At 72.0% G+C, this 13,799-nt stretch carries 13 protein-coding genes; 9 read left to right on the forward strand and 4 right to left on the reverse strand.

Going from position 1 to position 13,799, the window contains the following annotated elements; genetic code table 11:
* Window positions 1–284: 284 nt before the first annotated feature.
* Window positions 285–1,997, forward strand: coding sequence for a GAF domain-containing protein (locus RPX00_RS32165; protein ID WP_406630983.1), 1,713 nt, complete (start codon window positions 285–287; stop codon window positions 1,995–1,997).
* A 79-nt stretch (window positions 1,998–2,076) separates the two neighbouring features.
* Window positions 2,077–2,730: a response regulator gene (locus RPX00_RS32170; RefSeq protein ID WP_406630985.1), complete on the forward strand. Its 654-nt coding sequence runs from the start codon at window positions 2,077–2,079 to the stop codon at window positions 2,728–2,730.
* Here RPX00_RS32170 and RPX00_RS32175 read toward each other — a convergent pair.
* Window positions 2,727–3,707: an Acg family FMN-binding oxidoreductase gene (locus tag RPX00_RS32175; RefSeq protein WP_406630987.1), complete on the reverse strand. Its 981-nt coding sequence runs from the start codon at window positions 3,705–3,707 to the stop codon at window positions 2,727–2,729. The two genes, RPX00_RS32170 and RPX00_RS32175, sit on opposite strands and share 4 nt — an antisense overlap.
* Before the next feature lie 133 nt (window positions 3,708–3,840).
* Here RPX00_RS32175 and RPX00_RS32180 point away from each other — a divergent pair, with 133 nt between their 5' ends.
* Complete coding sequence (locus RPX00_RS32180; protein ID WP_406630989.1) at window positions 3,841–5,562, forward strand: GAF domain-containing protein; 1,722 nt, start codon at window positions 3,841–3,843, stop codon at window positions 5,560–5,562.
* Here the strand turns inward: RPX00_RS32180 and RPX00_RS32185 are convergent.
* Window positions 5,501–5,815 carry a dsRBD fold-containing protein gene (locus tag RPX00_RS32185; protein ID WP_406630991.1) on the reverse strand — a complete coding sequence of 105 codons (315 nt, stop codon included), beginning with the start codon at window positions 5,813–5,815 and terminating at the stop codon, window positions 5,501–5,503. The two genes, RPX00_RS32180 and RPX00_RS32185, sit on opposite strands and share 62 nt — an antisense overlap.
* Window positions 5,816–6,139: 324 nt before the next feature.
* On the opposite strand from RPX00_RS32185, the gene RPX00_RS32190 reads away from it, so the two are divergent.
* The 3 genes from RPX00_RS32190 (at window position 6,140) to RPX00_RS32200 (ending at window position 8,363) form a co-directional block, all read left to right on the forward strand.
* On the forward strand, window positions 6,140–6,877 hold the full coding sequence (locus RPX00_RS32190) for a GAF and ANTAR domain-containing protein (protein ID WP_406630993.1): 738 nt from the start codon (window positions 6,140–6,142) through the stop codon (window positions 6,875–6,877).
* 70 nt (window positions 6,878–6,947) lie between these two features.
* Window positions 6,948–7,712 (forward strand): GAF and ANTAR domain-containing protein, encoded by a 765-nt coding sequence (locus RPX00_RS32195; RefSeq protein ID WP_406630995.1) that lies wholly within the window; start codon window positions 6,948–6,950, stop codon window positions 7,710–7,712.
* A gap of 252 nt (window positions 7,713–7,964) precedes the next feature.
* Complete coding sequence (locus RPX00_RS32200) at window positions 7,965–8,363, forward strand: hypothetical protein (RefSeq protein ID WP_406630996.1); 399 nt, start codon at window positions 7,965–7,967, stop codon at window positions 8,361–8,363.
* Between the two features lie 4 nt (window positions 8,364–8,367).
* On the opposite strand, the gene RPX00_RS32205 is transcribed toward RPX00_RS32200, so the two are convergent.
* Window positions 8,368–8,808 (reverse strand): hypothetical protein, encoded by a 441-nt coding sequence (locus tag RPX00_RS32205; RefSeq protein WP_406630998.1) that lies wholly within the window; start codon window positions 8,806–8,808, stop codon window positions 8,368–8,370.
* 406 nt (window positions 8,809–9,214) lie between these two features.
* Between RPX00_RS32205 and RPX00_RS32210 the strand changes: the two genes are divergently transcribed.
* The 3 genes from RPX00_RS32210 (at window position 9,215) to RPX00_RS32220 (ending at window position 11,755) form a co-directional block, all read left to right on the forward strand.
* Window positions 9,215–10,837, forward strand: a complete 1,623-nt coding sequence (locus RPX00_RS32210; protein ID WP_406631000.1) for a carboxylesterase/lipase family protein — start codon at window positions 9,215–9,217, stop codon at window positions 10,835–10,837.
* Between the two features lie 134 nt (window positions 10,838–10,971).
* Complete coding sequence (locus RPX00_RS32215; RefSeq protein ID WP_406631002.1) at window positions 10,972–11,466, forward strand: hypothetical protein; 495 nt, start codon at window positions 10,972–10,974, stop codon at window positions 11,464–11,466.
* Window positions 11,438–11,755 carry a hypothetical protein gene (locus RPX00_RS32220; protein ID WP_406631004.1) on the forward strand — a complete coding sequence of 106 codons (318 nt, stop codon included), beginning with the start codon at window positions 11,438–11,440 and terminating at the stop codon, window positions 11,753–11,755. Before RPX00_RS32215 ends, RPX00_RS32220 begins: the two co-directional genes overlap by 29 nt.
* Here the strand turns inward: RPX00_RS32220 and RPX00_RS32225 are convergent.
* The gene (locus tag RPX00_RS32225; protein WP_406631006.1) at window positions 11,733–13,781 is read right to left on the reverse strand and encodes a HelD family protein; all 2,049 of its coding nucleotides are present in this window, start codon (window positions 13,779–13,781) and stop codon (window positions 11,733–11,735) included. The two genes, RPX00_RS32220 and RPX00_RS32225, sit on opposite strands and share 23 nt — an antisense overlap.
* Window positions 13,782–13,799: the final 18 nt, after the last annotated feature.

The following is a 13,799-nucleotide window of genomic DNA, read 5'->3' on the forward strand; positions in this document are numbered from 1 at the left end:
CCGCCGGAAGTACCATTCCGGGGCGGCGCCCGCCGCGAAGACTGGCCCGTTCGACCCGCTGGCGCACAACCGGATGGACCTGTTCCGCGCCCGGCGGTAACGCCGGTTTCCCCCGCGATTCGCCCGCCGTGCAACGACCCCGGCACGCGCGTTTTCGCGTGCAGTGCCGAAAATCGCGACGAGGCCCCTTTTCGAGCGCTTGACGGTTCGCCGCGCGACCCGCAAGACTGATTTCCCAGTGGTGCCGCGCGACCGGAAGCGGATCCGACGGGCAGGGAGCCGGGGTGAACCAGCGGGACACACCCGAAGACGCGAAGCTGACGTTTCCCGATCAGCCGAGGATGGAACTGGACCAGCTGCTCGGCGAGCTGGTGGAACGCGCCCAGGAGGTCATCAGCACGCAGGGCAGGCTGCGCGGGCTGCTGCGCGCGACCCAGTCCATCACCGGCAGCCTCGCGCTTCCCGCGCTGCTGCGGCGGCTGGTGGAGGCCGCGTGCGAGCTGGTCGGCGCGCGGTACGCGGCGCTGGGCGTGATCGGGCCGGACGGGCGGCTCACCGAATTCGTGCACACCGGCATGGACGCGGAGTCGGTCAAGCGGATCGGCAGGCTGCCCGAGGGCAAGGGCCTGCTCGGCGCGGTCGTCGAGGACCCGCGCCCGGTCCGGCTGGCCCGGCTGCAGGACGACCCGCGGTCGACCGGGTTCCCCGAGGGGCATCCGCCGATGACGAGCTTTCTCGGGGTCCCGGTCCGGGTGCGCGGCGAGGTTTTCGGCGACCTCTACCTCGCCGACGCGGAACAGGGCCAGTTCAGCGAGGAGGACGAACAGCTGGCGCTCGCGCTGGCCGCGGCGGCGGGCAGCGCGATCGAGAACGCGCGGCTGTACGAGACCGCGCGGAACCAGCAGGAGTGGCTGCGCGCTTCCGCCGCGGTGACCAGGGAACTGCTGTCGGCCGACCTCGGCGACCCGCTGGCCCGCGTCGTGGACTACGCGCGGGCGCTCGCGTCGGCGGACCTGGTCTCGGTCACCCGCCCGGCGGAGCGGGAGGGCTACCTCCGCGTCGAACGCGCGGTCGGCGCCGGCGCGGCGGAGCTGCGGGGACGGGAGCTGCTCGCCGCGTCCACTGTGGCCGGCACGGTGTTCGCCAGCGGCGAGCCGAAAATCGGGTCGTGGCCGGACGAGCTGGCGCGGCTGGCGGTGCCGTCGGTGCTGACCCTGAACCTCGACGCGGTCCTGCTGGTGCCGCTCGCCGGGAACGGGACGGTGGCCGGGGTGCTCACCGTCGCGCGGCTGGCCGGCCGCCCCGCGTTCACGCCGGACGACCTGGAGATGGCGGCCTGGTTCGCCGACCAGGCCGCGGTGGCGCTCGAACTGGCGCAGGCACGGGCCGAACGCGAGGACGCCGCGCTGCACGACGAACGCGACCGGATCGCGGCGCGGCTGCACAGCGAGATCCTGCAACGCCTTTACGCCGCCGGGCTGTCGCTGCAGACCACGGCGGGGCTGGCCAAATCGGCCGTGGTCGCCGCCCGGCTGCGCGAGACGATCGCCGACCTCGACGACGTCATCAACCACGTGCAGCAGACGGTGTTCCAGCTGGACGACGCCCTGCCGCCCGCGCCGGAACCGATCCGGGACCAGGTGCTGCGGGTGCTGGCGCGGGCGCGCGAGGAATTCGGGCTCGCGGTGTCCACCCAGCTCACCGGCAAGCTCGAACCGGTGCCGTCCGACGTCGTGGTGCCGTTGCTCGCCGACGCGCTGCGGCTCGTCGCCCGGCGGCTTTCGGCCGAGTCGGCGGAGGTCGAGATCCACGCGGAACCGGAGCGGACGACGGTGACCGTCCGATGCCCGGGAGCCGGGGACCTGGCCGCGGCAGCCGCGCCCGAACTGGCCGCGCTGGGGGAGCAGGCGAACCGCCGGGGCGGGACGCTGACCGTGGCCGGTTCGCGGCTGAGCTGGTCGATTCCGGTGCTGACGCGACCTCCGCCCGAGGATTGAGGACTTTCGCCCGCCGCCGGACCGGGGCGGCGCGCCGTAGGCTCGACACCCGAACGGATCCGGAAGTGGGGAACGACCGATGCTGCGGGTTTTCCTGGTGGACGATCACGAGGTGGTCCGGCGCGGGGTCGCCGACCTGCTGGAAGAGGACGACGAACTCACGGTGGTGGGCCAGGCGGGCGACGTTTCGCAGGCGCTGGCGCGGATTCCGGCGCTGCGTCCGGACGTCGCGGTGCTGGACGTGCGCCTGCCCGACGGCAACGGCATCGAGCTGGCCCGCGAACTGCGGTCCCGTTCTCCCGAGCTGAAATGCCTCATGCTGACGTCCTATACGGACGAACAGGCGATGCTGGACGCGGTGCTGGCGGGTGCGGCCGGATATGTCATCAAGGACATCAAGGGCCTCGACCTGATTTCCGCGGTCCGCGATGTCGGAGCGGGGAAGTCGCTGCTGGACGCGCACGCGGCGGCCGCGTTGATGGCGAAATTGCGCGACAGCGCGGAAAAACAGCGCGGCCCGTTGTCGCAGCTTTCCGAGCAGGAACGCACCCTGCTGGCGCTGATCGGGGAAGGATTGACGAACCGGCAGATTTCCGAGCGAATGTTTCTCGCGGAGAAAACGGTGAAAAACTACGTGTCGCGGCTGCTGACCAAACTGGGCATGGAACGGCGCACGCAGGCGGCGGTGCTCGCGACGGAATTGCGCGGCCGTCCGCATCGGCCGGGCGGCTAGACGCTGAGCGGCGAAGGGGTGACGAGGATGTCCTCCAACGCCCGGCGCGGCGTCCGCGGAACCGGCGCGCCGTAGCCGAGCCGCAGCACGATCTGCGGCCAGAGCCCGCCGCCGAGCAGGTCGCGGAGCCGGGCGCGGGTCGCGGGCACCTCGACCGGCTGGGAGATGAAGGAGGCGTCGATGCCGCGCGCGGTGGCGGTCAGCAGGACGCGTTGCATGGCCTGCCCGGCGCGGAGCCGGTCGATCGGCTGGTCGGCGAACGTCCCGATCACCACGACCATCGGCGCGGCCCCCGGCGCGCGGGTGCCGCCGCCGTAGTCGCGCAGCACCCAGGTGTCGTCGGCGGTGACGGCTCCTCCAGCAGCGAAGGGCACCCCGTCGCGCTTGCCGCGGCCGCGTCCGGTCCAGCGCTGCCATTCGGCGAGGAAGGCGGGGTCGGCGGTCTGGAGGCGGTGGCTTTCGCGGATCAGCTCCTTGAGCCCGGCGAGCTGCTCCGGGCCGAGCCGCGGCAGCCAGGCGTGCTCGACCTCGGCCGCGTGCCGCAGCGCCCCCATCGCCCCGGCGGGGACCGGTTTCGCGGTGAACGGCGTGCGGTTGGTGTGCCGCCGGGAAATGGCGGCGGCGAGCGAGGCGAGCTTGCGGTCGGTCGCGGCGGTTCCCCGCGGTCTGACGAGGGCGAGCAGGTCGGGGTCGCCGCGGCGGGGAAAGAAGCTGGTGGCCGGGTGGACGCCGGTCGCGTGGATGGCGGTGCGCAGGTTGAACAACGCGGCCCCGCAGGACAGCAGCAGTTCGCGCCGGTCCGGGTCGGAGACGGGCAGCGTGCGGTCGGGGTCGGCGTACAGCTCGATCCCGGCCGGTCCGACGCTGAACAGCCAGGGCTGAGTGTTGTGTGTGGAAGGCGCCAGGATGGCCGAATGCAGCACCGCCGTCACCTGTTCGGCGCTGAGCCGGCCGGACGGCGCCACCTGTAGGGTCATCCTTCCCCCTGGAACCGCGAAACGCGGGACACTGTCGTGCGTAGTCGTTCGCTTCAGCATGCGTCCGCCGGACGGGGGCGCACAGGGGCGAAAGTCATCTGTCTGAGAACGCCGAGGGGCGAAAGCGGGTCTGATGCCGGAAACCGGAGAGGGCGGCCGGAAGCTGTCCGGGACGCTGTCGCAGCTGCGGCTGCGGGAGACGCTGCGCGATCTGCAGGAGCGGATCGAGCTGCTGATCGGCACCCGGGACAAGATGGACGGCCTGCTCGAGGCGGTGCTCGCGGTCGCGTCGGGCCTGGAACTGGACGCAACGCTCCGCCGGATCGTGCAGGCGGCGGTGGAACTGGGCGAGGCGCACTACGGCGCGCTGGGCGTGCTCGGCGACGACGGCGCGCTGGCCGAGTTCGTGTACCTGGGCATCGACGCGGAGACCCGGGATCGGATCGGGCACCTCCCCGAGGGGCACGGGCTGCTCGGGCTCGTGATCGACGACGCGAAACCGTTGCGGCTGACCGAGATCTCGGCGCATCCGGCGTCGGTCGGGTTCCCGGCGAACCATCCGCCGATGCATTCGTTCCTCGGCGTGCCGGTGCGGGTCCGCGACGAGGTGTTCGGCAATCTCTACCTCACCGAGAAGAAGGACGGGGCGGAGTTCACCGACGACGACGAGGTGGTCGTGCAGGCGCTGGCCGCTGCGGCGGGGATCGCGATCGAGAACGCGCACCTCTACGAGCAGACCCGGCTGCGGCAGCGGTGGCTCGGCGCGACCAGCGAGGTGACTACGGAGCTGCTGGGCGGCACGGACCCGGTCGACGCGCTGGAGCTGATCGCGAGCCGTGCGCTGGAGCTGACCGGCTCGGACGTCACGTTGCTCGCGCTGCCGGGCACGGGACGGCTGGACGTGGACGAGGAGTGGGACAGCGAACCGGGCGAGCTGACGGTCACGGTGTGCGCGGGCGGCGACGCCGGCGACCTGACCGGGCTGCGGCTGCCGGTCGAGGGGACGGTGCCGGGTGCGGTCTACCGGGACCGGACTCCGCGCCGGATCGCCGAATTGCAGCTGCTGCACGACCGCGGCCGCGGGCCGGCGCTGGTGGTGCCGCTGCGGGCGGGCGACCACACGTCGGGCGTGCTGATCGCGGTGCGGGATGCGGGGTCGGCTCCGTTCGAGACGGCGCAGCTGCCGGTGCTGGCTTCGTTCGCGGACCAGGCGGCGCTGGCGCTGCAGCTGGCGGCGCAGCAGCGGGCGGCCCGCGAGCGGGACGTGCTGTCCGATCGGGACCGGATCGCGCGGGATCTGCACGATCACGTGATCCAGCGGCTGTTCGCGGTGGGCCTGTCGATGCAGAGCACGCAGCGCCGCACGAAAACCCCGGAGCTGCAGCGGCGGCTGCAGGAAAGCATCGACCAGATGCACGAGATCGTGCGCGAGATCCGCACCGCGATCTTCGACCTGCACGGCGGCGCGGCGGGCGGGGTCCGGCTGCGGCACCGGCTGCACGACGCGATCGCGGAACTCACCGACGACGCGCCGCTGCACCCGACGGTCAGCATGGCCGGTCCGCTCGACGCGGTGCCCGCGCAGCTGGCCGAACACGTGGAAGCGGTCGTGCGCGAAGCGGTCAGCAACGCGGTCCGGCACGCGGGCGCGGCGACGCTGTCGGTTTCGGTGTCGGTCCGCGACGAGACGGTGCGGATCTCGGTGATCGACGACGGATCGGGGCTGCCGCCGGACGTTTCGCCGAGCGGGCTGGGCAATCTGCGCGAGCGGGCGGAATCGGCGGGCGGGGAGTTCACGCTCGGAGCGGGTCCGGGCGGCGGCCTCCGGCTCGAGTGGTCGGCACCGCTGCGCTGAGCTGGTTCAGCTCGGCGTCGACGTCGACGACGACCGCCTCCAGCAGTTCCTGGGAGAGGTCGCACAGGGCGCGCCCGGCGGCGAGATAGCCGGCCACGTGGGTCAGCCCGCGTCCCTCGGCCGCGCTGTGCGCGAGGCCGACGCCGGAGAACTCGTCCCCGTCGGCGGTCCGCAGCACCGCTTGGGCGCGGGTGTAGTGCGCGGTCCGGTCGAACGCGATCGCGAGCGTCCACTGTTCTGGGGTCTCGGTCATGTCAGCTCCGTTCCGGGTTCACCGTCGCAGGCCCGGCCGGGGAGGGAAAGGGCCGGAAGTCCTCTGCGCGCCTCAGACTCCTTCCGGCGCGCGGGCCCGGCGGGCGTCCGCGTTGCCGGGACCCGCCCGCACGGGCGTCCGCACCACAAGCGAAGAGCCCGCTTCCGGCCGCCGTGAGTCCACTGTGGACCATCCCTTGCGGACGGCTCCGGCACCGGCGCGGCAGCTTCGGCGGGAAGCCGCCCCGGGGTAGGCTGGGAAAGCCGTCCGACGCTGCTGCGGAACTCGGCTGGTTCCGGATCTGGGAAGGCGGTGAAACAGGCAGTGACGGGAGTCGGAGACTTCGCCGATGCGGTGTCGCCCCTGCTCTCGGAACTGCTGGCGGCGCTGCGTGAAGGCCGGGACGCCGGCGTCCCGCTCGCCGGGGTGTGCCGGGCGGTCGTGGACCTGCTGCCGGTCGACGGGGCGGCCGTCTCGCTGATGGCCGACGGAAGGGACCGCACGCTCGTGCTGGCCAGCGATCCGGTCGTCGAGCACCTGGACGCGGTGCAGTTCAGCCTGGGCGAGGGCCCGTCTTTCGAGGCGTTCGAGACCGGACGCCCGGTGCTGGTGCCGAGCCTGTCCCAGCACCTTCCCGCGGCGTGGCCGGTGTTCGCCACCGAGGCCGGAATGGCCGGGATCGGCGGAATATTCGCGTTTCCGCTGCGGCGCGGGGCCGCCACGCTCGGCTCGATGGACACCTACCGGCGGGCCGCGGGGTGGCTCTCGGACGAGGAACTGGCGACGGTCCTGCGCGGAGCTGACCTCGTCACCAGCGCGTTGCTGGCCGTGGTTACCGCGAGCCTCGCGGGGGAAACCGACGGCGGGACAGTCGGCGTGCTGGCCAAGGACAGCGCCGTGGTGCACCAGGCCACCGGGATCGTGATCGCGGAGTTCGAGATTCCCGCGGAACAGGCGCTTGCCCGGCTGCGGGCGTACGCGTATTCCCGGGGAAGGCTGCTGGACGAGGTGGCGCGGGACCTCGTCGCCCGGCGGCTGCATCCGCGGGAGATCGAAGCATGACAAGCTGTCGGACCGCCGGGTTCCCGCGGGCAGCACGCGGAAACCCCGCCAGTGGGAGGGAGAGAGACCGATGAGCGACGGATTCGCCGGCGCGGTCACGTCGTCCAGCGAGAACGAGCTGTTGCGCGCGTTCGTGGACATGGCCGACACGCTGGTGGACGAATACGACGTGGCGGACATGCTGCACCGGCTCGCGAGGTACTGCGTCACGCTGCTCGGGGCCTCGGCCGCCGGGCTGCTGCTCGCGGACCAGCGCGGCGGGCTGGACGTGGCCGCTTCGTCGGACGAGAGCAGCCGGATGCTGGAACTGCTGCAGCTGCAGACCGAGGAGGGGCCGTGCCTGGACGCCTACCGCCGCGGAGAGCCGGTGCGCGTCGGGGACATCCCCGCTGAGCAGGCCCGGTGGCCGCAGTTCACGCGGGAGGCGATGGCGACGGGGTTCCGTTCCGTGCACGCGGTGCCGATGCGGTTGCGCAGGCAGGTGATCGGCACGCTGAACCTGTTCGGCCGCGGGCCGGACCCGGTGACCGGGTCCGCGGTGAACGTGGTCCGCGCGCTGGCCGACATCGCCACGATCGGCATCCTGCAGGAGCGCGCCATCCGGAAGGGCGAGCTGCTGACCGAGCAGCTGCAGCACGCGCTGAACAGCCGGGTCGTGATCGAACAGGCGAAGGGCGTGCTGGCGCACGCGGGCGGGCTGGAGATGGAGGTGGCGTTCGACCGGCTGCGTGCCTACAGCCGCGCGCACAACGCGCGGCTCAGCGAGGTGGCCGAAGCGGTGGCGCGCAGCGAACTCCGGCCGGAGCGGATTCTCGGCGAGGGCGGCGAGGCCTGAGCGAAGCGTCACCCCGCGGTGCGCGGGAATCCACCCGGAATCACCGTAACGGCCCCGCTCCGTGCACCGGGACGGGGCGCGGCAGCCCTAACGGACGTCTTGGCAAGGCCACACGGCCGCGGTTACTGTGGGTTTCCCGGGCCGGAATCCCGAAAGGGCTCCGTCCTGGGAACATGCAGATGCCGCGCGGCCCCAGCCCCTGGCTTCTGACATCTGCGACATGGAACCCGTACAGACAGTCCGGAGTGTCTGATGTCGCTATCGTCCCCCGAAGCAGCTTTCCGCACCCGCCGGCGGAAATCGTGCGAGCGGTGCGGCGAGCAGATCCCGCCCGGGAAACTGCAGACCGCGCTCGTTCCCGATTCCTCGCGCGTCGATCCGCACGATTTCGCCCGGCACGGCCAGCGGCTCGTCTACGCCTGCGGCGACGAGCACATGGCCCAGCTCGTGGAGCGGGCCCGCCGCGACTGGGTCGACGCGCAGTGGTGGTTCGGCCTGCTGTGCCAGGCCAGCCGGTCGGCGGGGCAGGCGCCGCTGGCCGAACTCGCCCGCCAGGCCCGGCTGTCGGAGGCCCAGGTCGACGCGGCGCTGGCGTGGAACGCCGCCTCCCCGCATCCGCTGCGCCGCCTGCCGGGCGGGCAACCCTGCTGACGGTTCAGCTCGCGCGCTTTCCGCGGTCGTCCGGATAACGCGGCCGGCTGGGCGGAGAGCCGATTCGCCGTGCCCGGATCAGGTCGTACCGGGGGAGCACGGGAACGTATTCGCGCGGCTTCGGAATTGCCCGCGGCTGTTTTCGCACCTTGGCGTACCGGATCGCCCAGCTGCACAGCAACAGAACAACCAAAAGACCGGCGGCGGACGCCACGAGCCCGCCGGCGCGGACAAGCCAGCCGAGAAGCATGCCGAGCATTCCGGCGGCGGCCGCGGTGAGCAATCTTCTCCGCAGCCGGCTCCCCGGGCGGACCGCGCACACCGCGACCGCGGCGGCGGCGAGGGTCGCGACCAGCGCGAACAGCCGGACGGGCAGTCCCGGGCTGAGCGTGCCGAGCAGGAAAACGCAGCCGCAGACCAGTCGCCATTCGGTTCGAGCGCGCACGGGACACCTCGGTTCGCCGGTTCTTTTCTTCGAGGTGCCGACCACGGTAGGTACGGCCCGGTCCGGCGGGCAGGGCCGGAGGACCCGACCGGGAGGACATGGGGCCCGAATCGGACACCCGTGCATTTCCGGCGTTATTCCGTCCCCGGCGCCGAGACGGAATAGTCGTATTCGGCCGATCCCCGACAAAGACCATTCTGCCCGGGAATTTGACAGTTTCCGCGCGACCGAACGGAGGTTGTGCCTTTTCCGGCGGCGGCCAGACTGGAAGGAGGCGGGAACGAGCGATCAGCGGGCGTTCCCGTAGCGAGGTCGAGTCCATGCCGGAAGGCCGCCTGTTCGACGCGTGGATGTCCCGCGTCTTCCCCTCCGGCCGTCCCGGCGAGGCGGAAGCGAAGGAGGACGGATGAGACTTGACGGGAAGGCAGCCGTCGCGCTGGCGGCGGTCGCGCTGGTGGCGACGTCGCTGGCCGGTTCGGCGTCGCTGGCGAGCGACCGGGCCGGGGCCGCGCCGCCGGCGTGCTCGCCGGGCACTACGGTCGCGACCGACGACGGCCCGGTGTGCGGCATCGCGGGACCGGACGTCCGGTCGTGGGAGGGAATCCGCTTCGGCGCGCCGCCGGTCGGCGACCTGCGCTGGGCGTCGCCGAAACGGCCGGCCAAGTGGACCGAGCCGTTCGCCGCGACCGCGCCCGGCAACGCGTGTCCCCAGCTGGCCGGCCTCGGCCCCGGCTCGGAGACCGAGGACTGCCTGAACCTGAACGTCCGCGTGCCGGCCAACCCCGGGCACGGGAAGCTGCCGGTGATGGTGCAGTTGCACGGCGGCGGATTCCTGATCCTGCAGGCGCAGAACGCGAGCCGCCTGGTGACCGAGGGCCGCGTGATCAGCGTCGAGGTCAACTACCGGCTCGGGATTTTCGGGTTCCTCGCCCATCAGGCGTTCGGCGCGCACGCGGGCGACTACGGGCTGCAGGACCAGCAGGCCGCGCTGCGGTGGGTGCAGCGCAACATCGCGAAGTTCGGCGGCGATCCGCACAACGTCACGATCTACGGCGCGTCCGCGGGCGGTTCGAGCGTGTGCGACCACGTCGTGTCGCCGACCGCGGCCGGGTTGTTCCAGCGCGGCATCAGCCAGAACGGCGAGTACAACTCGTTGCTGGGCAAGGACGTCCAGTGGCAGCCGCAGGACTGCAAAGCGGATCTGCCGGACGAGGAACAGGCGCAGCAGGCCGGGGCGCGGTTCGCCAAAGCGCTGGGCTGCCAGGACAACGCGGGAGCCTGCTTGCGCAAGGCCCCGGTGGCGGCCCTGCTGAAACAGGCGGGCAACGGGATGAAGCCGGACAGCGGCACGATCGCGCCGATCGTCAACGGCACCACGCTGACGATGTCGCCGGGGGAGGCGTTCGCCAAGGGGCGGGTCAACCGGGTGACGCTGATGCACGGCGTGGCCCGCGACGAGGTCCAGCTGCCGGCCGCCTCGACCCCGGAGGACTACCGGAAGCTGGTGGCGCAGCAGTACGGCGAGCACGCCAAGGAGGTCAGCCAGGTCTATCCGCTGAAGCGCTTCCCGAAACCGGCTCCCTTCCTGGCCTTCCGCACCATCGTGGCCGACTCCAACTCGGTCTGCCCCGCGCTGCTGAACGACGAGCGGCTGTCGCGGCACATCCCGGTGTTCGCCTACGAGATGGACGACACCGACGTCCCGCCGGCGTTCTTCCTCGACCGCACCAAACCGAACGGCGCCTACCACGTCGCCGAGGGGATGCTGCTGACCCCGCCGCCCGGGGTCGAACTCACCCCCAACCAGAAGGTGCTGTCCGACCAGCTGGTGGCGCAGTGGACCGGGTTCGCCCGGACCGGCAACCCCACCGTGGACGGCACTCCGCTCTGGGAGCCGTACACCGAGAGCAACCCGGTCGTCATGTCGCTCAACGCGGCGGGGGACAGCCAGCTCACCACCGAGATCCCGCGCCAGCACCACTGCAACGGGCTCTGGAACCCGCTGGCCCCGTTCGCCGCACCCCGGTAGAACAGGAGGTTCTTGTCCGGCGGCGGGTTCGGTTTGTCCGGACCCGCCGCCGTCGGCGAAAATCCCGTCACCCGCCGCGGCCCGGTCCGCATAGCCTCCGGGAATCGTGACGGAGTGAGAAAGGGCGGCGGATCGTGACGCTGCGGGAAAAGGTCGAGGCCCGCCTCGCCGGAGACCTCGTGCCGGACGAGCGCGTGCTGGACGCGCTGATCGCGTTTCGCACCGGAGGCGTGCGCAAGACGATGATCGGCGGCGCGGCGGGCATCGCCGGTCTCGCGGGCGCGGCCGGAATGGCCCTGGCCGCGCGCCGCGGCCAGGCCCCGCAAGTGTCGATCGCCACGTCCGGCCGGTTCGTCTTTTCGCTGACCTCGCACCGCGTCGTGCTGTTCACCGTTGGCGGTGTCGTGCGGGCCGCGCCGGGGAAGCTGCTGCATTCGTGGCCTCTCGATCAGCTCGCTTGGGTGTCGGAGCCGACACTGATTTCCGGGGTGGCGCAGGCGCTTCGGGGCGAGATCGGTGTCACCGGGGAGGGTGTCCTCGGCTACGAGTTCGCTCGGCTGCAGGTCGAGGACGGACGGTCGTTGATCAAGCGGCTCGCTCGTGCGCTCGAGGAACTCGAAACGTCCTGACCGCGCCCGGCTCGTCTTTTCGCTGACCTCGCACCGCGTCGTGCTGTTCACGGTCGGCGGTGTCGTCCGGGCCGCGCCGGGGAAACTGCTGCATTCGTGGCCGCTTGAGCGGCTGGCCTGGGTGTCGGAACCCGCATTGCATTCCGGGGTGGCGCAGGCGCTCCGGGGCGAGATCGGCGTTACCGGGGAGGGTGTCCTCGGCTACGAGTTCGCGCGGCTGCAGGTCGAGGACGGTCGGTCGTTGATCAAGCGGCTCGCTCGCGCGCTCAAGGAACTCGAAACGTCCTGACCGCGCGGATCTCGGCCGGTGCCGGTCCACAATGGACAATTCCCAGCCGCCGGGTCGCGCGCGTCATCGCGACGTAGAGGTCGTTGCGGCCCAGGGGAGCGCGGAGAATCGCGGCCGGATCCACGATCAGCACCGAATCGAACTCCAGCCCCTTGGCCCGCACGGGCGTCAGCACCACGACCGGGTCGATGATCGCCGTCGTCGCCAGCCCCAACGCGTCACGCAAAGACGCGAGATACCCTTCCGGAGCGACAATCGCCAACTGTCCACTGTGTCCCTTGGCAAGCCCGACCACCACCCGCACCAGCTCCGCGCGCGTGGTTTGCCGCCGCCAAGGTGTTTCGCCCGCCGACCGCACCGACTGGGGCGGCCGGAGATCCGGATGCTGCGCGGCGAACACCTCGCCGGCCGCCGCCATGATCTCGGCCGGAGTCCGGTAGTTGACCGTCAGCTCGGCCAGCCGCCAGCGGTCCGCCACGTGCGGCCCCAGCACCGAATCCCACGTCGTGGCCCCCGCCGGATCGCTGGTCTGCGCGAGATCGCCGACGACTGTCATCGACTTGGCCGGACAGCGCCGCAGCACCATCCGCCACGCCATCGCGGACAGTTCCTGTGCCTCGTCGACCACCACATGCCCGAACGTCGGCGTGGTCTCGCCGAGCACCGCGGCCGCCTCGTCGAGCAACGGAATGTCCGCCGCACTCCAGCTCCGGCCCGGGTTGCCGAACACCTCGGCCACCACGTCCTCCGCAGTCAGCGAAGGCCACACCTCGTCCAGCACCGCGCATACCGCCGCGTCGGCCAGCAACGCCTTGCGCAGTTCAGCGACGTCGTCCTCGTCCAGCAGCCGCCGAGGCCCGTCCTCCTGATCCGGTCCGAGCACCACCCCCGCCGCGGCCAGCGCCCGCAGATCGGCCGCGCTGAGCCGCCCGTCCGCACTGCCGCCGTCGAGGGCCTCACCGCTCTCGGTGAACACCACGCTCTCCAGCCGATCGGCCAGCCGCCGCGCGAACAGGTCCACCATCCGGTGCTGAAAGGCCAACCGTGCCTGGCGGTAGGGCAATCCCTTGCCAGAAGCCCATTCCACCGCTTCCCGGCACTCGTCCGGTTCCAGCCGCAGGGTCTGCTGCTCGAACTCCGCCTCGACCGCCTCGCCGCGCGGCCGCGCCCACACCGCGTCCGCGATCCGGCCAGCCGCCTCCGCCTGCCCCTTCGCCTCCGCGACCTCGGCCGGATCCTCCCGGCTGACCTCGACGTCCGGCCGCAGCCGGGCGATCGTCCCGGTCACCACGGCCCGTTCGCCCAGCCCGGGCAGCACCTGCCCGATGTAGTCGAGGAAGACGTCGCTGGGCCCGATCACCAGCACCCCTCGCGTGCGCAACTGCGGCCGCGTGTACAGCAGATACGCCAGCCGATGAAGCGCCACCGCCGTCTTGCCGGTCCCCGGGCCGCCCTGCACCACCAGCACCCCCGCGTACCCGTCGCGGACGATCCGGTCCTGCTCGGCCTGCAGCGTGGTGACGATGTCTCCCATCCGCCCGGTCCGGTCCGCGGTCAGCGCCGCCATCAACGCGGCTTCGCCGACCAGAGCCCCCGTGTCGGCGGCATCCGGATCAAGCAGCTCGTCGTCCAGCGCGAGCACCCTCCGGCCCCGGGTGGCGATCCGTCGCCGCCGCCGGACTCCGTGCGCTTCCGCCATCGTCGCGGTGTAGAACGGCTGCGCCGCCGGAGCCCGCCAATCGAGCAGCAACGGCTCGTCAGTGCCGTCCTGGCCGTCCTGGAACAACCCCAACCGGCCGATGTACCGCCGGCTCCCGTCGCGCAGGTCGAGCCGCCCGAAGCACAGCCCGTCCTCGACGCTTTCCAGCCGGGCCGCTTCCGCCCGCCAGAGCGCCGCCGCCTCCCGATCGGGACTTTCGCGCCCCCTCGCGGCCTCCTCCCGCATCGCGTCGAGCCGGTCGTACAGGGCGGTCACGTACTCCTGCTCGAGGACAAGCTCGCGCTCGACGTCCTTTTCCGCTGGCACCCCTGGAGGGTGCGCGGG

The sequence above is a fragment of the Amycolatopsis sp. WGS_07 genome (genome assembly GCF_045278895.1).
Lineage (GTDB): Bacteria > Actinomycetota > Actinomycetes > Mycobacteriales > Pseudonocardiaceae > Amycolatopsis.